Consider the following 20,727-nt stretch of genomic DNA (forward strand, 5'->3'; position numbering starts at 1 on the left):
TTTACCGTGTATCGCTGCGAGGATCAGATGACCACGCTGGGAGTCGGCCCGGAGGCGCGCCGTCGGTTGTCGGCGCCGCGGATCGCCGAGATCGTCGCAGACGAGTTGCGGCGTCAGATCATCGACGGCGAACTGGCCGACGGCGATCTGTTGCCGCGGCAAGAAGTGCTGGTCGAGCAATTCAATGTCAGCCTCGTGTCCCTTCGGGAAGCACTGCGGATTTTGGAGACCGAGGGGCTGGTGTCGGTTCGGCGCGGCAATCGGGGCGGCGCCGTCGTGCATGCGCCGGCCAAGACCAGCGCCGCCTACATGCTCGGGCTGTTGTTGCAAAGCGAGTACGTCAAGGTGTCCGATCTCGGTGCGGCGCTGCTGGAACTCGAACCCGCGTGCGCGGCGCTGGCCGCGCAGCGGCCCGACCGGGCCGACACGCTGGTGCCCGAGCTCAAGCAGATCAACGACGCAATGGCTACCCACCTCGATGACGGTCGCCAATTCACCGAAATCGGCCGGCAATTCCACGATGCCCTGGTTCGCGGGTGCGGAAACCAGACCATCATCGCGGTGGTCGGCACGCTGGAGACGCTATGGACCAGCCACGAGCAGCAGTGGGCCAACGAGAGTGCCGCTCACGGAACGTACCCCTCGCTGGCCAAGCGTCGTGCCGCGCTCAACACACACGTCAAGCTGACCGAGATGATCGAGGCAGGTGACGTCGACCGGGCGCGCCGGGTCGCGGCCCGTCACCTTGCCGACACGCAGACCCACGTGTTGGCCGGCCGGCCGGATCAACGGATTTATGCGCTGTCGCCGCAGGCCCTGTCGCGGCCGCGGGACGCCCGCCGTCTGTAGACCATCGATGGCAAACCGGTGCAACGAGGGAACCGTGAGAACTGCATTGGTCACCGGTGGCAGTGGTGGAATCGGCAAGGCGTGCGGACGAAAGCTGTGCGAGCTCGGCTATGACGTGGTGCTGTGCGCGCGCCGCGAGGAGCCGCTGCGGGCGGCGGCCGAGGAGATCGGCGCCCGCTATATCGTGGCCGACGCGTCGGATCCGGTCGGATTCTCCGGCGCGGTAGGCGGATTCGAGACCATCGATCTCGTCGTCCACGCGGCGGGGATGCTGGGTGGAACGTACGCGCGCAAGCAGACATTCGAGCAGTGGCAGGAAATCATGTCCGCCAACCTCGACTCGTGCTTCGTGGTGACGTCCGCGGTCTTGCCCCGGATGCGGGCGGGCTCGCGGCTGGTATTCGTCTCCTCCTCGGCGGCACACGAGCCGATGATGGCCCGAACCGCCTACTCGGCATCCAAGGCCGGCATGAACGCGTTCGCCCGGGCGCTGGCGCTGGAAGTGGACCGTGACGGTATCGCCGTCCACATCGTGACGCCAGGACCGGTGGAAACCGAGATGCTGCAAGACGTTCCGTTCGAGATGCACGCGATCCAGGTCGCCGATGTCGCCGACGCCGTCGCGTGGCTCGACACGGTCGACCCGTCGGTGGACCTGCCGGAGATCCGGATGCACGCGGTGCGCCGAGGCCCCTTCGCTCGTCCTCCGATCGTGCCGACCGAGGCTCGTCGACGGGCCGCCCAGCGACGATGACGCTTACCGCTTAGCTCAACTCCTGGATGCGGATCATGTTGCCGGCGGGATCCCGCAGCGCACAGTCACGGACACCGTAAGGCTGCTCCGTCGGCTCTTGGACGATCTCGACTCGTCCGTCTTGTACGCCGGCCTGCAGCCGCTCGAAGGTGCCGTCGAGGTCCTTGGTTGCCAGCACGATCATGCCGTAGGTGCCTTTGGCCATCATCTCGCCGACGACTCGGCGCTCCTCATCGGTTAGGCCCGGCGTAGCGGCCGGCGGGTACAGGACGACGGATGTGTCAGGCTGATTGGGCGGGCCGATCGTAATCCAGCGCATCTTTCCGTTTCCGACATCGAGGCGCACCTCGAAGCCGAGAATGTCGCGGTAAAACGCCAGCGAGGCCTCGGGGTCGTCGTGCGGCAGCATGCTCGAGTGAATGGTGATGTCCATGACGCTCACGCTAGATGCAGCTCGACTGCGGGCGCTTCTCGATTCCTGATCGGTTTTGTCACCTGTTTTTCCACACACGACGGCATCCCAGCCGTGACGTGAGCCGTCCGTTGCCGATACACGCTGGGCGGTATCCCGACCAGCTCGGTAAACCGCGTGCTGAACGTGCCCAGCGACGAGCAGCCGACCGCGAAACAAACCTTGGTGACGCTCAGATCCCCCGCCGCAGCAGCGCCATCGCGCGCTCGATGCGCCGCGTCATCAGGTATGAGTACGGCGACTCGCCGTAGGCGAGCCGGAAATCGCGAGACAGGTGCCCGGCCGACATGTTCACGCCACGCGCGAGCGCCTCGACGTCAAGCGGCTGCGCGTACTCCCGGTCGATCCGGTCGCGGACACGGCGCAGCCGCGCAAGGTCGCGCAGACGCTGCTCCTCGGCGGCTTTTCCATTCACACGCGGCATCTTAAGCGGCGCGGGCGAGGACCAGCGGCGTGCTATCACACAGATTGACGCCTGCATCGCTAGTTTACTATTTTTATGATGTTAGGGGTCTCATGGATGTCGGGCTGACTTCACAGCAACTCGCGCTGCGCGACAGCGTGCGCGACGTTCTGCATACCGAGTGCCCGCCCGATGTCGCCCGGCAGGCGATGACCGATCCGGAACACTGGCGCGCGCTGTGGAAGACGGTCGTCGATCTCGGCTGGACCGAGCTGGCCGCGCCCGACGGGGAATTCGGCTTCATGGACTGCGTCGTGGTGCTGGAGGAATGCGGCGCCGCGATCGCACCGATTCCATTGCTGAGCAGCGTCGGTCTCGCAGCGGGCGTCTTGCGGTCGAGCGGTCCGGCAGGCGAGCCGTCACTGGTCGATATCGGCGGCGGCGTCGTGGCCACGCTCGCGGTCCATCCGCCGCGGCAACGGCTGCCCGGCGTGCCGATGACACTGCAGGACGGGCGGCTGCGCGGACGTGCCGTTGCGGTTCCAGACCTTTCCCGCGCCGAGTTGATCGTCACTTTGGCCAGCGCGGACGACAGCGTGGTGGCAGCGGTCGCGCGCGGTGGCGACGGCATCAGTATTCAGCCGGCCGACTGCACCGATCCCACGCAACCACTGGCCGATGTCGAGATCGACACCGAGCCGCTCATCACCGCCCCGGTCGACGTCGAATCTGCCTTGGCGCCAGCGATGCTCGCTGCGGCCGCCGACCTCGTCGGCGTGGCCAGCGCCGCCCTGGCCCGCTCCGTCGAGCATGCGAAGTCGCGACAGCAGTTCGGCAAACCGATCGGCGCCTTTCAAGGCGTCAAGCACGCATTGGCCGACAACTACGTCAGCGTGGAGCGGGCCCGCAGCCTGACCTATGCGGCGGCCGCCCGCCTCGACGATCCAGCGACCACAGCCGCCGATGGCTGGACGGCCGCGGCGCTGGCCAAGGCGGCCGCCGACGACGCGGCAATCGGCTGTGCGCGCACCGCGGTTCAGGTGCACGGCGCGATCGCCCAAACCTGGGAGCACGACATCCATCTCTACCTACGGCACGCGTGGCAGCGCGCGGCGACCCTGGGTGACAGCCGCGCCCTCTACCACGCCGTCGGGCGCCAATTCGACGGGGGCACAACGTGACTACGACTGAAACGCCGGAAGTGGTCGCCGAGTTCGCCGCCTGGCTGACCGAGTTCTTGCCGCGCGACTACCGCGAGCGGTATAGCGAATACCGTTGGGATCTCACGCTGCGGCGCGACTATCAGCGCGCGGCGTTCGAGGCCGGCTGGCTCCAGCCGACGTGGCCGCGCGAGCACGGTGGGCGGTCGCTCGATTTGCGGGCGGCGATGGAGATTCGGATCGAAGCGGCGATGCGTTCGGCACCCAAACTGCCCAACATCGCCGGCCCTAATGTCGCTGCACCGGCGATCCGCCAGTTCGGCACACCCGAGCAGATCGATCGTCTGCTGGTGCCGCTGCTGCGTGGCGACGAGTGGTGGGCATTGGGAATGTCGGAGCCCGAAGCTGGTTCGGACTTCGCCGGCTTGCGCACCCGCGCCGAGCGTGACGGTGACGTGTTTCGGGTCAACGGCCGCAAGATCTGGACCACGCAGGCACATCTGTCGCGGTGGTGCACGCTGTATGCCCGCACTAACCCGGCCGCACCGAAACACCGTGGTATCTCGTGTCTGATCCTCGACCTCCAGTCACCGGGGGTAAGCATTAACCCGATTCGGATGGCGTCGATTTCCGACGAGACGTTCTGCGAGATGTTCCTCGACGACGTCGAGGTGCCGGTGGGCAATCTCTTGGGGCCGCTGGACGGCGGCTGGAACGTCGCGTTGGCGTCGCTGCACCACGAACGCCAGATGATCTGGATCATGAACTGGGTAGAAATCCAGCGCGGGCTGGCCTCGATACGCCAACTCCGCGAGCGTGCGTGTCTGTACGCCGACACGCCGGGGACCGCTGTACAAACACGCACACTCGCGCCGGAAGGTGAGGACATCTACTCTGAGCTCGGCTCGCTGCTCGCCGACGCCGAAGCGCTGCGGGCCACCGGGTACCGGGCACTGAACAACGAACTCGCCGGCCGCCCCAGCCCGGAGGCGGACATCCTCAAGCTGCTGGGATCGGTCACATTGCAACGGGTTTGGGAGCTCAGCTCGACCGCCGCGGGCCCACAATCGAGTGCTGATCCGGACCTTCTGTTCGAGCGTCAGGACGCGCTGGCCGCGACCATCTACGGCGGCACTTCCGAGATCCAGCGCAATATCATCGGCGAGCGGCTGCTCGGACTGCCGAAGGGATGACGACGATGGACTACGACCTCGGGGCCGACGCCGGCGAACTCCGAAAGCGCTTGCGGCACCTGATCGCCACCCACATTCCCGAAGGCTTCCTTGGCGCCTGCACCGACGACCCGCAAGACCTAGCCACCACCGAGTCCTTCTGCAAACTCCTGGCGTCCGAAGGCCTGCTTGCTCTGGCCTGGCCGAAAGAGCACGGCGGCGGTGGAGGCTCCATCTGGCAGCAGACCGTGCTGCGCGAAGAAATGTGGGCCCACCATGAACCCCGCGGGGCGCAGTACATGGGAATCAACTGGGTCGGGCCCGCGGTCATGCGTTACGGCACCGACGAGCAGAAGGCCCGCCACCTGTCGGCGATCGCTGCCGGCGAAGTGATTTGGTGCCAAGGGTTTTCCGAACCGGAAGCCGGAACCGATCTCGCATCGCTGCGCACCCGTGCGGTGCCCGACGGTGACGGTTGGCGCATCACTGGTCAAAAGGTGTGGACGTCGTATGCGCAGATGGCTTCGTGGTGTGTGCTGGCCGCGTGCACCGACCCCGACGCGGCGAAGTCGCGGCGGCTCACGCTTTTTCTCGTTCCCATGGACCGGCCCGGCATCACGGTCCGACCGATCCGATCGATGCTGGGTCCGCATCACCTCAACGAGATGTTCCTCGACGACGTGCAGGCGTTTCCCGGCGACGTCCTCGGCGAGGTGGGCGACGGCTGGCGGGTGATGCGGGAAGCGCTGGCGTTCGAGCGCGTCGGCATTGCCCGGTACGCGCGATGTGAGTCACTGCTGGCCCGGATGCGCATCGAACTGGGCGACGACTGGGACGCCTTACCCGAAACACTGCGCAGCCGCTGGGTGAAGGCCTTGGTAGACCTGCGGGTTGCCCGGCTGCTGGCCTACCGAGCGGTGTCGCTGCAGGACGACCCGTCGGCGGGCGCGGCAGCCAGCGCGGCCCGCATCGCGACCACCACCTGCGACCAGCAGGTCGCCGAGTTGCTGTTCGATGTGCTAGGTCCGGTTGCGCTAGACAGCGGCTACTCGGCACCGCTGCACGGGGCGGTCGAAGACCACTGGCGCTACGCGCAAGCCGCCACCGTGGCGTCGGGAACCATCGAAGTGCAGAAAATGCTGGTGGCACGCGACGTCTTGGGGGCGCACCGGTGAATACCGCTCTACCAGAAGACATTTCCGAGTTCGCCACCGTCGCGGCCAAGCGGTTGGCCCGACTCGGCGGACCGCAGGCGGCCTTGCTGGCCGAGAGCGACGACGATGTCCGCCGGCAGGCTCGGCGCGCGCTGCTCGACCTCGGCGCGTTCGAGCTCGATGTCCGCTCGTCAGCGGACGATCTACTCGCCGCCGCGGTGCTGTGCCGGGCCGCCGGTGCCAACGCACTCCCCTATCCGCTTGTCGAGGAGCTGCTTTCGATCGATGGCGCCCGGCTGGCTCTGGTCAATCCCACCGCACCCCGCATCGACCACGGAGACCTACCGGGCGACTGGATCGCCGCCGACCTCGACGGCAATCGGTACCGCCCACAGATGTCATCCCGGACGAACGCCAAGCTGGGGCCGTTTCTGGTGCCGGCCATCCTGAGTGCACCCGACGGGACGATCCCGCCCGGCGACATCGATATCCACCTGATGCTGGGCTCGTGGCGGATTCTGGGCGCGGTGCAGCGGTCACTGCAGATCGTCACCGAGCACGTCAACAGCCGCATACAGTTCGGCAAGCCGCTGGCGGACTTCCAGGCCGTCCGGTTCGCCGTCGCCGACGCGGCAGTCGCGGTACGTGGGCTCGAAGAACTCGCCAAGTACACGGTGTGGCGATCGGAATCCACAGCGCCACAATCCTATTCGGCCGATACGCTGGTTCTCCGACTCAAAGCCGTCGAAACCGCCCGTCAAGTTTTGCGAACATCGCACCAATTGCTCGGCGCACTGGGTTTCTGCGACGAGTCGGACGTCAGCGTCATCGACCGACACACCCAGCCACTGATCCGGCTGCCCGCCAGCGCCGAGGAGCTCGCCTTACGCCTGATACCGGGCGTGCGCGACGGAGAACTGGAAACACTGTTCAGCCAATCGGTGACCACGGCATGAGCGTCGGGCCCATCGCCGCCGGGGTGGCCCCCGGTCAGGCAGACGGCGGAATACCTTTCGGGACCAGGCTTCAGCAGCTCGCGGAGCAACTCGGCGACGAGCGAGCTGTGGTCACGCTGGCGCCCGACGGCAGCGCACACAGCCTGACCTTCGCTGAACTCGATGCTCGCGCCAATCAATGGGGCCGCGCACTGGCCGCGGCTGGCGCGGAGGTCGGTGCGCTTGTGGCGCTTGCTATTCCGAACTGCGAGCATCTGGTTTTGGCCGCGCTTGGATGCTGGAAGATCGGCGCTGTTCCTGTTCCGATGCGCTGGGATCTGCCTGACTGGGAGCGCTCCCGGGTGCTCAAGGTGATCGACCCGGTCGTCGTCCTCGACGACGAGCATCGCTCGGCGCTGGCATCGCGGGCGGCCCAAGAGCCCGCCAGCCCGCTACCGGACGCGCTGTCCCCCATGGTCAACGGGATCTGCAGCAGCGGCTCCACCGGCCTGCCCAAAGTGATCCTCAACCTGGCGCAGGCGCTGTGGACACCCGAACACAGCGTCCCTTTCATGGCGCACTGGATGCCGGTGCCACAACCCCAGACGATTCTGGTGCCGGGGCCGATGTATCACACCAACGGGTTTGCCCCGCTCAACAACCTGCTGGGCGGTGACCGATTGGTGGTGCTGGAAAAGTTCGACGCCGCAAGGGTTGTCGATGCGATCGAACGCTACCGGGTCACCAACTTCACCGCCACACCGACCATGCTCGCGCGGATCGCCGCGCTACCCGACATCCGCCGGCGCGACTTGTCCAGCGTGGCCTGGATTCTGCAGGGTGCCGCGGTGATCCCGCCGGGGCTGCTACGCACCTGGTTCGAATTGCTGAGTCCCGAGCAAGTCCTGATGGCCTACGGGATGACGGAGAATCTGGGGCTCACGGTGTTGCGTGGCGACGAATGGCTGGCGCATCCCGGCAGCGTCGGCCGCGGCTTTCGGGGCACCGAGATTCGGATTCTGGATGAACAGGGCAGAGAGCTTGGCCCCGGCGAGCAGGGTGAAATCTATCTGCGCGCACCGATGAGTGCCGGCTACAGCTATCTGGGCGGGGCGCCGCCCCTTCCGTCGACTCCGGACGGATTTCGTTCCGCCGGCGATATCGGCCACGTGGACGTTGACGGTTACCTCTACATCGCCGACCGCCGCGCCGACATGATCATCACCGGCGGCGCCAACGTCTTTCCGGCGGAAGTGGAGTGTGCACTCGCCGAACATCCCGATATCGACGACGTCGTGGTCATCGGACTCCCCGACCCAGACTGGGGACGACGCGTCCACGCCGTGGTGCAACCCGCTCCCAGTGCCGCAAGCCTGACCGAGCAGCAGGTGATCGCCTATGCGAAAAGTCGCCTCGCGCCCTACAAGGTCCCGAAAACGGTCGAGTTCGTCGAGCAGATCCCCCGCACAGCGGCAACCAAGATCAACCGCTCGGCGATGGTCCGGGAGCGCGGCGGATAGTTCCCGCTTTCCTTGATCCCGGCATTCAGGTGCGCCAAAACGGTGACCACGCGGTAACCTCATTCTCAAAGCGCTCTCACGTGCGGACCACAATGAGGAGAAACGCCCATGGCCGCCCCAGACGAGGAAGTCGAAACCACCCGCGGCGACCGCTTCATCAAGACAGCGGTCGAGATCCTCGGTGAAACAGGGCGCACCGACTTCACCGTGCAAGAAGTCGTCGCGCGTGCCAAGACGTCGCTGCGCGCCTTCTACCAGCACTTCAGTAGCAAGGACGAATTGCTGCTCGCACTGTTCGACCGAACCATGGCACAAACGGCGCAGACCTGGCGCGCCGAAATTGCCGGAATGGACAGCTGCGCCGCGCTGAAGCTGGTGGTCGACCGCATCAGTGCGCAACCCGAGTCGAGCACCCAGGACAGCCTCAACCGGGCATTGACGCTGTACAACCAGCAGCTGGCCGAAACCCGGCCCCGCGACTACGCCCGAGTGGTGTCACCGCTGCACAACCTCATCCGCGACATCGTGGATCGCGGCATCACCGAAGGCATATTTCGACCCGGGCTGGACGTCGGAGCCGCTGCCGCGATCGTCATGCAGACCCTGTTGGGTGCGCTTCGGTTGCATTGGCTGGGCGCGGAATTGAACGGAACCCCGATCGACGCCGGCCAGCTCTACGAGTTCTGCATGCGGGCGCTCGGGGCTGATCAAGGCGACACCGACTCGGTGCCGTCGTCGCTGTCCGAGCTGTTCGCCCAGGTCGGTTTGCGGGATGCCGCTCACCACGAGGACGCCGTGGAGATACCGGTCAGCCCGTCGGTGGTCAACACCTCCGGTGCGTTGCAGGGCGGCCTGATCGCCACGCTGGCCGACGTGGCCGGAGGACAGCTCGGGCTCCGCTATCTGCCGGCGGGCGCCGGCCTGACCACCGCTGACCTCTTCGTCCGCTATCTGCGACCGATCCGGGAGGGGTTTGCTCGGGCGGTTCCCCGGGTGCTTCGGGCCGGCCGGCGCTCCGTCGTCGCGCAGGTCGACATCTTCCGCAGCGTCGACGACGAACTCGCCGCCACCGCCACTGTGAACTTCGCCGTTGTCGAACGCGACGGCGAGGAGCCGCGCTGAAAATCCGGGGGCCTATTACGTCCTGCCACTTATGGTGGTAACGTCATTACCAGACGTGCAGACTAATCAGCTAAGACCTCGACAAAGGAGATCGCCATGCCGTCTCGCCAGCTGCCTTTCCCGGTGTTCGACGCCGACAACCACATGTACGAAACCCAGGATGCGCTGACCAAGTTCCTTCCGGACAACCGCAAGCGCGTGATCGACTACGTGCAGATTCGCGGGCGCACCAAGATCGTGGTGCGCGGCCACATCAGCGAGTACATCCCCAACCCGACGTTCGAGGTGGTGGCCCGTCCGGGGGCACAGGAGGAGTACTTCCGCCACGGCAGCGGCGGCAAGAGCTACCGGGAAATCATGGGCGAACCGATGAAGGCAATCCCCGCCTTCCGTGAACCCGGACCCCGGCTGGAGGTCATGGACGAACTCGGCGTTGACTACGCGCTGATGTTCCCGACGCTGGCCAGCCTGGTCGAAGAGCGGATGAAGGACGACCCGGAAATGACGCACGACGTCATCCATGCGCTGAACCAGTGGATGTACGAGACCTGGTCGTTCAACTACAAGGAGCGGATCTTCGCCACTCCGGTGATCACCCTGCCGATCGTCGAGCGGGCGTTGGAAGAACTCGAGTGGTGTCTGGAGCGCGGTGCGCGCACCGTGTTGGTCCGCCCTGCACCGGTGCCTGGCTACAAGGGCACCCGGTCATTCGGGCTGGAGGAGTTCGACCCGTTCTGGCAGGCCTGCATCAAAGCCGGAATCCCGGTGTCGATGCACGCGTCCGACAGCGGCTACACAGAGTTCGCGAACGTGTGGGAACCCGGTGACGAGTTCCTGCCGTTCAAGCCGACCGCCTTCCGCACGCTGGTGATGGGCCACCGGCCGATCGAGGACGCCATGGGTGCGTTGATCTGCCACGGCGCACTGTCGCGTAACCCGGAGCTGCGGATCCTGTCGATCGAGAACGGCGCCGAGTGGGTGCCGCATTTGTTCAAGGGGCTCAAGGGCGTCTACAAGAAGATGCCGAACGCGTTCGCCGAGGACCCCATCGAGACGTTCAAGCGGTGCATCTACATCAGCCCGTTCTGGGAGGACAACTTCGTCGAGGTCGTGAAGATGGTCGGCTCCGACCGAGTGGTGTTCGGCTCCGACTGGCCTCACCCCGAAGGGTTGGCTGACCCGCTGACCTTCGTCGACGAGCTCAAGGGCCTCGACCAGGAAGACGTCGAAAAGATCATGGGCGGCAACCTGATGAAGCTAATGAAGGTGTCGACACCGGCGAAACAGGTCAGCGCCTAGCACCGGCCACCAGACGCAAAAGCCCCCATTTCGCGTTGAAATGCGGGGCTTTTGCGTCTGGTCAGCAATAGGGTCACCGACATGGAGCAGCGCGACCTCAACGCGGTCATCTACCAACACGATCCGCCGATTGCGCGGATCATCCTCAACCGGCCTGACAAGGCCAACACCAAGGACTCAACGCTGGTGCGGGAAGTCGACGAGTGTCTGCACGACGCCGACCGCGACGGCGAGATCAAAGTCGTAATCCTCAAGGCCAATGGCAACGGCTTCTGCGGCGGGCATGTAGCCCGCTGGGGCCCCGACGAGAACCCGTACCCGGAGTTCGGCAGCACCTTCGAGGAGCTCTACAAGGGCACCGCTGACCTGTTTTTGTGGCCGACGTTGTATCTATGGGAGTTCCCCAAGCCGACGATCTCCCAAATCCACGGCTACTGCATGGGCGGCGGCATCTACCTCGGATTGCTGACCGACTTCTGCGTCGCGTCCGAGGACGCGTATTTCCAGATGCCGCTTGCCCAAAGCCTCGGCGAGCCGGGCGGCCACACGATGATCGAGCCGTGGCTGATGATGAACTGGCATCGGGTCATGGACTGGCTTTTGTTGGCGCCCACGCTGTCAGCTCAGCAAGCGCTGGAGTGGGGCCTGCTCAACAAGGTGGTGCCGCGCGACGAGCTTGAGGACACCGTCGAGGAGATGGCGCGCCGGATCGCTCAGATTCCGTTGACGACGTTGATGGCGGTGAAGAACAACGTGAAGCGGGCCTGGGAACTGATGGGGATGCGCGTGCACTTGCAAGTCAGCCACATCTTGACCAACATGGTCGGTGCGGCATCGGATGTGCAGGCGCGTCGGGCCGAGCTGCTGCAGTCAGGTTTGAAGCCACGCGATTTCGTCGACCGGGGCGACGCTCCTTAGCGCGCGAGCAGACGCAAAAGACCCTATTTCGCAAACAAATTGGGGCCATTTGCGTCTGCTCGCCCAAGGTCAATGGCTCATCTCGCCGGCGAGCCTGCGGCCGGCGGCGTGCCTTGCGGCAACGTAGCCGAACACCATCGTGCTCGCGATGCTGCCGCCGGCGCCCAGATACGTTCGGCCCATCACTGTGGCAGTGATGTTGCCGGTCGCGTAGAGCCCGTCGATCACCCGGTCCTGCTCGTCGAGAACCTGGGCATGTTCGTTGGTGATCACTCCCCCGCAGGTGCCGACGTCGGCTGGATAAACCTTGGTCGCGTAGTACGGCGCCCGGTCGAGCGGGCCGATCGCGGCGTTCGGCCGATACCCAGGATCGCCCAGGCAGTCGTTGTACGCCGACTGCCCGCGGCCGAAGTCGGGATCGAGTCCCTTTGCCGCGAACCGGTTGAAGCGCTCGATAGTGTGTCCCAATTCGTCTGCGGGAATCTCTATTTGACCGGCCAGTTCACCGATGGTGTCGCCCCGTTTGACCGCACCACACTCTATCAGCTGCGACGGCAGGCGTCGCTTCAGCGGGTTGGCGCCCGCCACATACCGCCGCACGTACCCGTGGTCGAAGACCATCCAGCACGGCACCGCCTTGTTGGCGTACATCGCCTTGCCAACCTCGACGTAGGAGTTCGACTCGTTGCAGAATCGTCGGCCGGTCCCGTCGACGTAGATCGCGCCCGGACGTTGTCGCCCAGATCCGAGCGCCCTGGCCGCGTCGCCTCCGTCGGCAATGAAAACCGATGGCAGCCACCAGGCCTCGTCCAGCAGATCAGTCTTGGCGCCGAGGCGCATTGCCGTCTGCAGCACTTCACCGGTGTCACCGGCGTTGGCGATCGACCACTGGGCCTCATTGGGCTGGTCGCCACTGTAGCGGCGACGCATGTCCGCGTTGCGGCTGAAGCCGCCGGCGGCAAGCAGGACTCCATGCCGGGCCTGCACGTTCACCGCTGAGCCGTCGCGGACGATTCGCGCTCCGACGACACGACCATCTTCGACGATGAGGTCGTCCATCGCGGCGTTTGTCCAGATCGGAGGGTCGCCGTCGCTGAGGTCGATCAGCACCTTGAGCATCTGACCGATCAGCGATGCGCCATTGGTCAACATGTCGCGCCGGCGAATCCGAGCGGCCTTGGTGCGCAAGAACACTCGCAGTGCCACAGCGAAGGCAGGTAGCGTTCGGTTGTAGTACTGTACGGAGCGCAACTCGTTGGTCTTTATCACGAACCGCCCGTAGCTCTTGGCCATCGCCGGCTGGACCTTGGCACTCCAGGCTTGGAGCTCGGCCGCATCGAACGGAACTCCTTCGACGGCACGACCGGACTCGTTGCCACCCCTATGGTTCGGGTAGTAGTCGCTCCATCCGGGACAGCGGACAAAGCGAACGCCCTTGCGGCAAAGGAAATTGATCATTTCGAAGCCCGCATTGAGGAACATCTCACGGCGCGCCGGTGACGATGCCGCACCGATGTCTCCTATGACGTCGTCGAAGTAGGCAAGACCGTCCTCGTGGGAATCCACGATGCCCTCGGCCCGCATCAGCGGGTTATTCGGCAGCCAGACCATGCCACCCGAAAGTCCCGTCGAGCCGCCGATCAGTGCCTGCTTCTCCACGATCAACGGCTGCAGCCCGGAGTCGAGCGCCGCCAGCCCGGCGACCATTCCTCCCCCGCCGCTTCCCGCGATAAGCAGGTCGACGGATTCATCCCAGCGGCCGGTCATTGCAGCTCCAGGTCGGCGACTGGCACGTCGATCGTGGTATTGGTCTTCTGGATCGCGGGCACCAGCGTCTCGTAGGGCAGGCCGGCGAGAAATCCGTCGATGACGCGTTCGAAGTTTGAGATGAGCCCTTCGATCTTATCCGACAGCCTCATGTACTCAAAGCCCTTGGAGTGAAGGCCTTTTTGTTGTCGCGGCAGATTGGAGAAGTCTTGCGCGGGAATCGGCGGCCAGCGCGGGTCGTCCGGAGCCATCGGCTTAGGCGGAGTCGGCTTCCCGGTCACCCGGTCCGGCGGGATACGGGTGAGCGACCAGATCTCGAACAGAGTCTGCTCGGGCCCGAGCGGACGGATCCGATAGGACGAGGCGCTGCTGTAGGTGGGCAAGAGGAAATAGTGCGGGAAGCAGAACCCGATCGCGTCGGTGATGCCGCGCCGGTCGAGTTCATTGAGGTCGGGCATGTCGCAACCCCGGGCCCGATGCCAAGCGACGACCGCGTCGTTGAGTGTGCTGCGCCAGATGGCCATCGCCTCACTCGGGTCGGCCGGCAGCTCGATGTTCTGCAGCCCCTCGGCGATGCGGATGTCGTTTTCATGTGTCATGCCGCCCATGCCCTCACCGAGGGTGCGCATGAAGTACAGGCTGGTCTGGATCAAGTTGCGTGTCGGCGACGAACCGTTGCCAGAGGTGGGCAACAGTTGGGGATGTGTCTGCGGGACGTGATAGCCCTCCATGAATGCGGCCGTCGCCACTTTCCAATTCACGGGGAGCAGACACGATTGCCACCACTCGGTGCGCAGCGACTCCACCTTCCAGGCGTCGTAGATCGAGGCGAACGGTTCGAGGCAGTCGCGCAGTGTGGGGGCACCGTCGTCAAGGTTGATCCACGCGCACCCGCCCCACAGCTCGCATCTGACCGGGACCAGGCGCAGGTCATCGGGGCAAACGTTGTGCTCGGCGAATACCTCCGAGCGCGGCAGATAGGTGTTTTCGCCGTTGAGACCCCAGCACCACCCGTGGAACGGGCAGACAAAGGTGCGCCGTGTTCCGTTGCCTTCCACTATCTTTACTCCGCGATGGCGGCATGCGTTGTGGTAGGCACGCACCGTGTCACCGTCGAGGCGCACGACGATAATCGACTGGTCGAGGATCTCGTACTCGACGAAGTCGCCCGGCTTCGGAATCTCCTCGAGCCGACACGCCATCTGCCACACCCGCGGCCAGAACAGCTGGGTTTCCAGCGCGTAGAACTCCGCGCTGTAGTACCGCTGCTTGGGGATCCGATCCGGGACCTCAACCGCCCACGGCACCGGCAGCGGCGTCCAATTCTTAGTTGTCGTCATGGCTATCCCTCGTTCACTTCAGACGATTCGCGATGTCCGCCCCTGCCAGTAGCGGTCGCGGATGCGCCTCTTGTAGAGCTTTCCGTTCGGGTCGCGGGGCAATTGCGGGTCGAATTCGACCGTGCGCGGGCACTTGTAGCCGGCGAGGTGTGCTCTGCAGTACGCGATCAGTTCCGCCTCGAGGGACGGGCCGGGCGTGACACCGTCGTCCGGTTGCACCACGGCCTTGACTTCTTCCCCGAATTCGTCGTTGGGAACCCCGAACACCGCGGCGTCGATCACCTTGGGATGCATCACCAGCAGGTTCTCCGCCTCCTGCGGGTAGATGTTCACCCCGCCCGAGACGATCATGAACGTCGAGCGGTCGGTGAGGTACAGATAGCCGTCTTCGTCGACGTAGCCCACGTCGCCCAATGTGCGCCAACCTTGTTCGTTGCAGATTGACGCCGTTTTGGCCGGATCCTTGAAGTACTCGAAGTCAGGGCCGCCCTCAAAATAGATTTCGCCGGGCTCGCCGACCGGAAGCTCACGTCCGTCCTCGCCGACTATATGAACCGCCGTGAGCGGCTTGCCGACAGAGCCGGGGTGCGCCAGCCATTCATCGGGCCCGATCGTCGTACCCGCGAATCCCTCAGTGCCGCCGTAGTACTCGTGGATGATCGGGCCGAACCACTTCATCATCGCCTGCTTGACGTCGACCGGGCACGGAGCGGCGGCGTGCAAAACGCATGTCAGGCTCGAGACGTCGTATCGTTGGCGGACCGGCTCGGGCAGTTTGAGCATCCGCACGAACATCGTTGGTACAAACTGGGCGTGGGTGACCCGGTGGGCCTCGATGAGCCGCAGCACGGTCTCGGCGTCGAACTTCTCCATAAGTATCGCCGCAGCGCCGACGCGGTTGACCGCCATCGTGTAGTTGACGCCGGCAGCGTGGTACAGCGGTGCCGGGGAGAGATAAACGCTTGAGGTGTCCATGCCGTAGCGGCGACGTAGTGCCAATTCCAGCACTGCCTGCGCCCATGACCCGTTCTCCGTGGGCAGCGGGCGGCGTACCGCCTTGGGCCAACCGGTGGTTCCGGACGAGTAGAGCATCTCGGTGCCGTCCGATGGCGGCGGAGGATCACCGGCTGCTGCCAGGGCATCCTCGTAGTAGCGCCAGCCTGGCAGTCGGCCGCCGACGGTCACGAAAACATCCAGCCCGGGACAGCTGTCGCGGATTTGTGGCGCGAGTTCCGCGAAACACGAGTCGACGAACAACGCGCGGGCCTCGCAGTCGGCAACGATGTAAGCCACCTCGTCGGGGGTAAGGTGCGTGTTGACCGGGGTGTAGTAAAGGCCGGAAAGCTGGCAGCCCCAAGTAATCTCGAGGAACTCCGCGCGGTTGGGCAGCACGATGGCCACGCCATCTCCGCGCCGCAGACCCGCTTCGTACAACAGCGCGGCGACAAGCTGGCTGCCGGTGTACAGCTCTGCGTAGGAGATCCGCTTACCGTCCCCGACGATCAGCGCCGGGGACTGCGGCGCGTGTCTCGGGTGGTCGGCAATGTTCACCGACAATCCTTACGCCTGCGCGGATTCCGCTGCTTCTGACGCCGCTGCCTGGCGGCGGGCCATCTCGGAGGGTTTAATCTTGCCTTTGAGTACCTGCTGCACCAGGGCCTGCACGTCGGCGCTCAGCGACGCAAGCGCTACCAGGTCGTTGGAGCTCTGCCAATGCACCCGCATGCCCATCAGCTCCCAGGCCCGCTTGAGGTTTGCCTTCGTCGCCAAGAGTGTCGTCAAGGGAGCCTGGGCGATGTGACGGGCGATGGCCTCGACACGCGATTCGAGTTCGTCGCGGGGAACCACCTCGTTGACCAGACCGATGGCGAGCGCTTTTTGGGCGTCGATGATCTCCGCCAGGTAAAGGTAGTAGGCCGCTCGCCGCCAGTTCATGAAAACCCAGGGCTCGATGGAGCATTCGCCGGACGGCATGCCGAAACCCTGCAGCGGTGGGTACTGGAAGTAGGCGTCGTCCGATGCGATGACGATGTCGGTCGTCAGCCCGTAATGGGTGCCGCCGCCGACGCAGTAGCCGTGCACCTGCGCGATCGTCGGCTTGGAGAACTCCCACAAGTTCAGCACCGGTTTGACGAAAAGGTCGGTCTGCGGCTTCCACGGTGTGCCGGTGTGTTTGAAGCCCTCGACAAATTCCGGATAGTCGACAGCGTTGTTGCCGATGGCGTGTCCCGAGCAGAACCCGTTGCCGTTGGCCTTGACGATCAGGACCTTGACGTCGTAGTCGCGGTCCGCGTCGGCCAGCGCGGCGTCCATCTCCTCGACAAGCTTCTGGTCTTGAGCGTTGGCCTTTTCGGGCCAGTTCAGCGTGATACGCGCGATGGCGCCTTGCTTTTCGTAGATCGTGCGCTCGCGAGTCTCTTTCAAATCCATGCCCTCTCCTCCGATTTGATCACGCCGATCTGGGCGCCGATGTCGTAGGTGGCGCCGACGTCTGCCGTCCATTGCACGATGCCCGATGCACCGGCCTCGATCTCTTGTTCTGCCTTCTCGGTCGCGATGACATAGATCGGCGCGCCTTCCTCGACGTGTTGGCCGTTTTCGACGAGCAGTTCGACGAGTTCGGCCTCGGACACGGCGACGGAGACCCGCGGAATGCGAATCACGAAGTCACCCACGCGCGCTCACCGACCGAAAGGTGCGCTGCGCCGCGGCCACGATCCGGTCCGGCGACGGGTACACCTGCGACTCGAGCGCGGGGGCTGCCGGGTTGGGGACGAATCTGGCACCCACCCGTTCGATGGGTGCGGCGAGCTCACCGAACAATTCGGATTGCAGGATCGCTGCGATCTCGGCACCGGGACCACCGAACCGGACGGCGTCGTGGACGATAACTGCTCGGCGCGTGCGGCGGGCGGACTCGCACATCGTCTCGACGTCGAGTGGTACCAGCGTGCGCAAGTCGACGACCTCGGCGCTGATGTCCTGCTCCTGCAGGCCGGCCGCGGCCGCGAGCGCGTCGTGCACGCTGCGCCCGTAGCTGATCAAGGTCACGTCGGCACCGGGTCGCTTGATCTCGGCGCGACCGAGCGGGATCGCGAAGCCGGGATCGACAGGCACCGAACCGCGTTGGCTTTGCAAGCGGATCGTCTCGACGAACAAGCAGGGGTCCTCGTCGAAGATCGCCGATGTCAGCAGGCCTTTGCCGTCGCGCGGAGTGGACGGCACGATCACCTTCATCCCGGGAATGTGCATGAACCACGCTTCCAGCGTTTGGGAATGCGTCGCACCGGTGGCCAGTCCGCCGTACACCTGGGTGCGCACCGTGATCGGCGCCGTCGTGCGTCCGCCGGTCATGAATCGCAACTTGGCGGCGTTGTTGATCAATTGGTCGGCGGCAATCCCGATGAAATCCATGATCATGATCTCGGCCACCGGTAACAGGCCGTCGATCGCCGCACCGATCGCCGCCCCGACGATCGCGGCCTCGGAGATTGGCGTGTCGAGCACGCGGTCGCTGCCGTATTTCGTCGAAAGCCCCGCGGTCGGGCCGCTCGCCCCGGGATCGGCGATGTCCTCGCCCAGCAAGAACACTCGCTCGTCGGCTTCCAGCGCCTGGTCGAGCGCGAGGTTCAGCGCCTCGCGCATCGTCATCTCTTTCTCGTCCATGCTCGGCTCGCTCATACGGGGATCCCGATCGGATCGGCGTAGACGTCGCGCTCGAGCTCCTCGACCGTGGCCGGCTCGGCGCTCATGACGGTCCGCAACGCCGCTTCAACGGTGTCGGCGGCCTCGCGCTCGATCCGGTCGAGCTCGTCATCGCCGCAGATGCCGGTTTCGGCGAGACGGCTGCGGAACCGCGGCACCGGGTCGGCAGCCATCGCCGCGGCAAGCTGATCCTTGGGGATGTACGGCATCCGGTCACCGAAGTAGTGACCGCGGAAGCGGAATGTCACGCACTCCAGCAACGTCGGGCCGTCACCGCGGCGGGCCCGGGCTAACGCTTGGTCGAGCGCCGATTTCACGGCGAGCGGGTCGTTTCCGTCGACGCGGACGCCCGGCATGCCGTAGCCGGCGGCCCGATCGGCAACGCGCTCGAGCTTCATCGTGTGTTCGGTCGGCGTCATCTCGGCGTAGCGGTTGTTCTGGCACACGAGCACCATCGGCAGGTCCCACAACGCGGCCATATTCGCCGCCTCGTGAAATGAACCGGTGTTGGTTGCGCCGTCGCCGAAGCTGACGACGGTGACTCGGTCGATCCTTTTGCGCCTGGCCGCCATCGCCAGGCCCACGGCCACCGGCAGTCCGGCACCGACGATTCCGGTCGAGAACATGACACCCGTGTCAGGCTTGGCGATGTGCATGGTGCCGCCCTTGCCGCGGCCGGCGCCGACGACGCGGCCCATCATCTCGCCGTAGATCTCTTCGAGGGGCACGCCCTTGCCGATCAGGTCGTGCAGCCCCCGGTAGGTCGTCACCAACTGGTCGTCCTCCCTCAGCGCGACACCCATCGCCGCGCCGATAGCCTCCTGTCCGCGCGCGGGCCAGTACACGCACATGAACTCGCCGGTGCTGATGCCCTTGGACAGCCGGTCGTCGGCCGCCTTCATCAGCACCATCAACTCATAGATGCGCCGTTTGATGTCCGGAGGCACCTCTCCCGACGCCGACGGTTCCATCACACCCCCGACCAGGGCTTGACTTTGAGGAAGCCGCCGGCGTCAACGCGCAGCTGCTGGCCGGTGATGTAGCGGGCCGCATCGCTGGCGAGAAACACCACGGCCTCGCTGATGTCCTCGGGTTCGACGTAGGGAATCGGCATCGCCTGGATCAGCGGGAACGACAGCTCCGCGTCTTCACGGGTCGGGTGCTGCAGGTCGGGCCGAAAAGCCCGGTACATCGGCGGGCTGTGCAGCATATCGGTGTTGCAGTTCGTCGGATGGATCGCGTTCATCCGGATAAACTTCGGCGCCAGTTGTAGCGCGAAGTCGTTAACATAATGTGCGACAACCTGTTTGGCGAAGGCATAACCGGCTCCGCCTGGTCCGCCGTCGATACCGCTGGTGTTCATCGACGCCATGAACGCCGCTACCGATCCGGTCACGATTATCGACGCGCCGGCTTGTAGGTGCTTGAGGCTGGCGTGCACCAGGTTGATCACGCCGACCAGGTCCACATCGACGGCATCGGCGAAGGCCTGCGGTGGCAGTCCCGCGGTCAGTGGGCAGATGCCGGCGTTGGCCACCACGATGTCCAGTCGGCTGAACTCGGCGACGCCGCGATCGATCGCCTCGGACAGAGCCGCCCGGTCGCGAACATCGGCGACCGCGGTCAGCGCGCGCTGTCCTTCTTTCTCGACGAGCCTGGCCGTCTCGTCGAGATCCTCTGGGCGGGCCAGCGGATACTCGTTGGTTTCGATGTCGGCGCAGAGGTCTACCGCGATGATGTCGGCTCCCTCCGCGGCAAGCATCCGCGCGTGCGAACGTCCCTGACCGCGCGCGGCTCCGCTGATCAGCGCCACCTTGCCCGTCACCCTGCCCATAGCCGGTCCTTCCTGAAGGCTCTCACCAACGACTTAGGCGCCCAAGGTCATTCGTCGCCCCACGAGCGCATCGGTGCAAGGTCCGAACCACCGCCTACCCGGTCTCCGCGCTCACCGTCCTGACCCGGCGGGAAACGATGACCAGGCGAACGTTCGACTCCATCTCATCTCTTCCACGAAGCCGCGCGGCGGCAGTACCGTCTAAGGGATACTTATAGTATCTAGAATACTTAAAATAGAGAAGACACCGACGGCAATGGGCGGGTTCGCGGAATTCCTTTTGGAATGGCTCTTGCATTCAGCAGCTATTCGAGCTGAGCGGA

The 20,727-nt window shown here is 65.1% G+C and carries 19 protein-coding genes and 1 pseudogene; 10 read left to right on the forward strand and 10 right to left on the reverse strand.

Features of this window, described 5'->3' with window-relative positions; genetic code table 11:
- The first annotated feature begins 27 nt into the window (after window positions 1-27).
- Together G6N15_RS01250 and G6N15_RS01255 are read left to right on the forward strand one after the other, a co-directional pair.
- Window positions 28-849 (forward strand): FadR/GntR family transcriptional regulator, encoded by an 822-nt coding sequence (locus tag G6N15_RS01250; protein WP_083084568.1) that lies wholly within the window; start codon window positions 28-30, stop codon window positions 847-849.
- 34 nt (window positions 850-883) lie between these two features.
- Complete coding sequence (locus tag G6N15_RS01255; protein WP_083084173.1) at window positions 884-1,603, forward strand: SDR family oxidoreductase; 720 nt, start codon at window positions 884-886, stop codon at window positions 1,601-1,603.
- A gap of 10 nt (window positions 1,604-1,613) precedes the next feature.
- Here the strand turns inward: G6N15_RS01255 and G6N15_RS01260 are convergent, their stop codons facing one another.
- Both G6N15_RS01260 and G6N15_RS01265 read right to left on the reverse strand, forming a co-directional pair.
- On the reverse strand, window positions 1,614-2,036 hold the full coding sequence (locus G6N15_RS01260; protein ID WP_083084566.1) for a VOC family protein: 423 nt from the start codon (window positions 2,034-2,036) through the stop codon (window positions 1,614-1,616).
- 5 nt (window positions 2,037-2,041) lie between these two features.
- Window positions 2,042-2,499: pseudogene (locus G6N15_RS01265) on the reverse strand (helix-turn-helix transcriptional regulator).
- Between the two features lie 92 nt (window positions 2,500-2,591).
- Here G6N15_RS01265 and G6N15_RS01270 point away from each other — a divergent pair.
- The 8 genes from G6N15_RS01270 (at window position 2,592) to G6N15_RS01305 (ending at window position 11,758) form a co-directional block, all read left to right on the forward strand.
- Window positions 2,592-3,659 carry an acyl-CoA dehydrogenase family protein gene (locus G6N15_RS01270; RefSeq protein ID WP_083084171.1) on the forward strand — a complete coding sequence of 356 codons (1,068 nt, stop codon included), beginning with the start codon at window positions 2,592-2,594 and terminating at the stop codon, window positions 3,657-3,659.
- A gap of 20 nt (window positions 3,660-3,679) precedes the next feature.
- Window positions 3,680-4,831, forward strand: a complete 1,152-nt coding sequence (locus tag G6N15_RS01275) for an acyl-CoA dehydrogenase family protein (protein WP_083084563.1) — start codon at window positions 3,680-3,682, stop codon at window positions 4,829-4,831.
- Window positions 4,828-5,985, forward strand: a complete 1,158-nt coding sequence (locus G6N15_RS01280) for an acyl-CoA dehydrogenase family protein (protein ID WP_179961772.1) — start codon at window positions 4,828-4,830, stop codon at window positions 5,983-5,985. The genes G6N15_RS01275 and G6N15_RS01280 overlap by 4 nt, the downstream gene beginning before the upstream one ends.
- On the forward strand, window positions 5,982-6,920 hold the full coding sequence (locus G6N15_RS01285; RefSeq protein ID WP_083084169.1) for an acyl-CoA dehydrogenase family protein: 939 nt from the start codon (window positions 5,982-5,984) through the stop codon (window positions 6,918-6,920). Before G6N15_RS01280 ends, G6N15_RS01285 begins: the two co-directional genes overlap by 4 nt.
- Complete coding sequence (locus G6N15_RS01290) at window positions 6,917-8,419, forward strand: class I adenylate-forming enzyme family protein (RefSeq protein WP_083084167.1); 1,503 nt, start codon at window positions 6,917-6,919, stop codon at window positions 8,417-8,419. The genes G6N15_RS01285 and G6N15_RS01290 overlap by 4 nt, the downstream gene beginning before the upstream one ends.
- Window positions 8,420-8,527: 108 nt before the next feature.
- Complete coding sequence (locus G6N15_RS01295) at window positions 8,528-9,541, forward strand: hotdog fold thioesterase (protein WP_083084164.1); 1,014 nt, start codon at window positions 8,528-8,530, stop codon at window positions 9,539-9,541.
- A gap of 96 nt (window positions 9,542-9,637) precedes the next feature.
- A complete protein-coding gene (locus G6N15_RS01300; RefSeq protein WP_083084162.1) occupies window positions 9,638-10,840 on the forward strand; it encodes an amidohydrolase family protein in 1,203 nt (400 codons plus the stop codon).
- 81 nt (window positions 10,841-10,921) lie between these two features.
- Entirely contained in the window at window positions 10,922-11,758 is an 837-nt protein-coding gene (locus G6N15_RS01305) for an enoyl-CoA hydratase-related protein (protein ID WP_083084160.1), read from the forward strand.
- Between the two features lie 69 nt (window positions 11,759-11,827).
- Here the strand turns inward: G6N15_RS01305 and G6N15_RS01310 are convergent, their stop codons facing one another.
- The 8 genes from G6N15_RS01310 to G6N15_RS01345 are packed head-to-tail and all read right to left on the reverse strand — an operon-like array spanning window position 11,828 to window position 20,404.
- Window positions 11,828-13,525, reverse strand: coding sequence for an FAD-binding protein (locus tag G6N15_RS01310; RefSeq protein ID WP_083084158.1), 1,698 nt, complete (start codon window positions 13,523-13,525; stop codon window positions 11,828-11,830).
- On the reverse strand, window positions 13,522-14,865 hold the full coding sequence (locus G6N15_RS01315) for an aromatic ring-hydroxylating oxygenase subunit alpha (protein ID WP_083084156.1): 1,344 nt from the start codon (window positions 14,863-14,865) through the stop codon (window positions 13,522-13,524). The genes G6N15_RS01310 and G6N15_RS01315 overlap by 4 nt, the downstream gene beginning before the upstream one ends.
- Window positions 14,866-14,883: 18 nt before the next feature.
- Window positions 14,884-16,416, reverse strand: coding sequence for an acyl-CoA synthetase (locus G6N15_RS01320; protein ID WP_083084154.1), 1,533 nt, complete (start codon window positions 16,414-16,416; stop codon window positions 14,884-14,886).
- Window positions 16,417-16,425: 9 nt separating this feature from the next.
- Window positions 16,426-17,295 (reverse strand): enoyl-CoA hydratase-related protein, encoded by an 870-nt coding sequence (locus tag G6N15_RS01325; RefSeq protein WP_083084152.1) that lies wholly within the window; start codon window positions 17,293-17,295, stop codon window positions 16,426-16,428.
- Window positions 17,286-17,540, reverse strand: a complete 255-nt coding sequence (locus tag G6N15_RS01330; RefSeq protein ID WP_083084150.1) for a lipoyl domain-containing protein — start codon at window positions 17,538-17,540, stop codon at window positions 17,286-17,288. The genes G6N15_RS01325 and G6N15_RS01330 overlap by 10 nt, the downstream gene beginning before the upstream one ends.
- Window positions 17,533-18,531, reverse strand: a complete 999-nt coding sequence (locus G6N15_RS01335; protein ID WP_083084557.1) for an alpha-ketoacid dehydrogenase subunit beta — start codon at window positions 18,529-18,531, stop codon at window positions 17,533-17,535. Before G6N15_RS01335 ends, G6N15_RS01330 begins: the two co-directional genes overlap by 8 nt.
- 11 nt (window positions 18,532-18,542) lie before the next feature.
- Entirely contained in the window at window positions 18,543-19,541 is a 999-nt protein-coding gene (locus G6N15_RS01340) for a thiamine pyrophosphate-dependent dehydrogenase E1 component subunit alpha (RefSeq protein WP_083084148.1), read from the reverse strand.
- Complete coding sequence (locus G6N15_RS01345) at window positions 19,541-20,404, reverse strand: mycofactocin-coupled SDR family oxidoreductase (RefSeq protein WP_083084146.1); 864 nt, start codon at window positions 20,402-20,404, stop codon at window positions 19,541-19,543. Before G6N15_RS01345 ends, G6N15_RS01340 begins: the two co-directional genes overlap by 1 nt.
- Window positions 20,405-20,727 lie beyond the last annotated feature (323 nt).

Origin of the sequence: Mycobacterium noviomagense, from assembly GCF_010731635.1 — a bacterium.
Classification (GTDB): Bacteria; Actinomycetota; Actinomycetes; order Mycobacteriales; family Mycobacteriaceae; genus Mycobacterium; species Mycobacterium noviomagense.

Excerpts from the sequence above, each read along its gene's own strand:
- G6N15_RS01325 (WP_083084152.1), bottom strand. The coding sequence starts at position 17,295 with ATGGATTTGAAAGAGACTCGCGAGCGCACGATCTACGAAAAGCAAGGC.
- G6N15_RS01280 (WP_179961772.1), top strand. The coding sequence starts at position 4,828 with ATGACGACGATGGACTACGACCTCGGGGCCGACGCCGGCGAACTCCGA.
- G6N15_RS01310 (WP_083084158.1), bottom strand. The coding sequence starts at position 13,525 with ATGACCGGCCGCTGGGATGAATCCGTCGACCTGCTTATCGCGGGAAGC.
- G6N15_RS01300 (WP_083084162.1), top strand. The coding sequence starts at position 9,638 with ATGCCGTCTCGCCAGCTGCCTTTCCCGGTGTTCGACGCCGACAACCAC.
- G6N15_RS01250 (WP_083084568.1), top strand. The coding sequence starts at position 28 with ATGACCACGCTGGGAGTCGGCCCGGAGGCGCGCCGTCGGTTGTCGGCG.
- G6N15_RS01260 (WP_083084566.1), bottom strand. The coding sequence starts at position 2,036 with ATGGACATCACCATTCACTCGAGCATGCTGCCGCACGACGACCCCGAG.
- G6N15_RS01340 (WP_083084148.1), bottom strand. The coding sequence starts at position 19,541 with ATGGAACCGTCGGCGTCGGGAGAGGTGCCTCCGGACATCAAACGGCGC.
- G6N15_RS01290 (WP_083084167.1), top strand. The coding sequence starts at position 6,917 with ATGAGCGTCGGGCCCATCGCCGCCGGGGTGGCCCCCGGTCAGGCAGAC.
- G6N15_RS01270 (WP_083084171.1), top strand. The coding sequence starts at position 2,592 with ATGGATGTCGGGCTGACTTCACAGCAACTCGCGCTGCGCGACAGCGTG.
- G6N15_RS01335 (WP_083084557.1), bottom strand. The coding sequence starts at position 18,531 with ATGGACGAGAAAGAGATGACGATGCGCGAGGCGCTGAACCTCGCGCTC.
- G6N15_RS01315 (WP_083084156.1), bottom strand. The coding sequence starts at position 14,865 with ATGACGACAACTAAGAATTGGACGCCGCTGCCGGTGCCGTGGGCGGTT.
- G6N15_RS01295 (WP_083084164.1), top strand. The coding sequence starts at position 8,528 with ATGGCCGCCCCAGACGAGGAAGTCGAAACCACCCGCGGCGACCGCTTC.
- G6N15_RS01345 (WP_083084146.1), bottom strand. The coding sequence starts at position 20,404 with ATGGGCAGGGTGACGGGCAAGGTGGCGCTGATCAGCGGAGCCGCGCGC.
- G6N15_RS01305 (WP_083084160.1), top strand. The coding sequence starts at position 10,922 with ATGGAGCAGCGCGACCTCAACGCGGTCATCTACCAACACGATCCGCCG.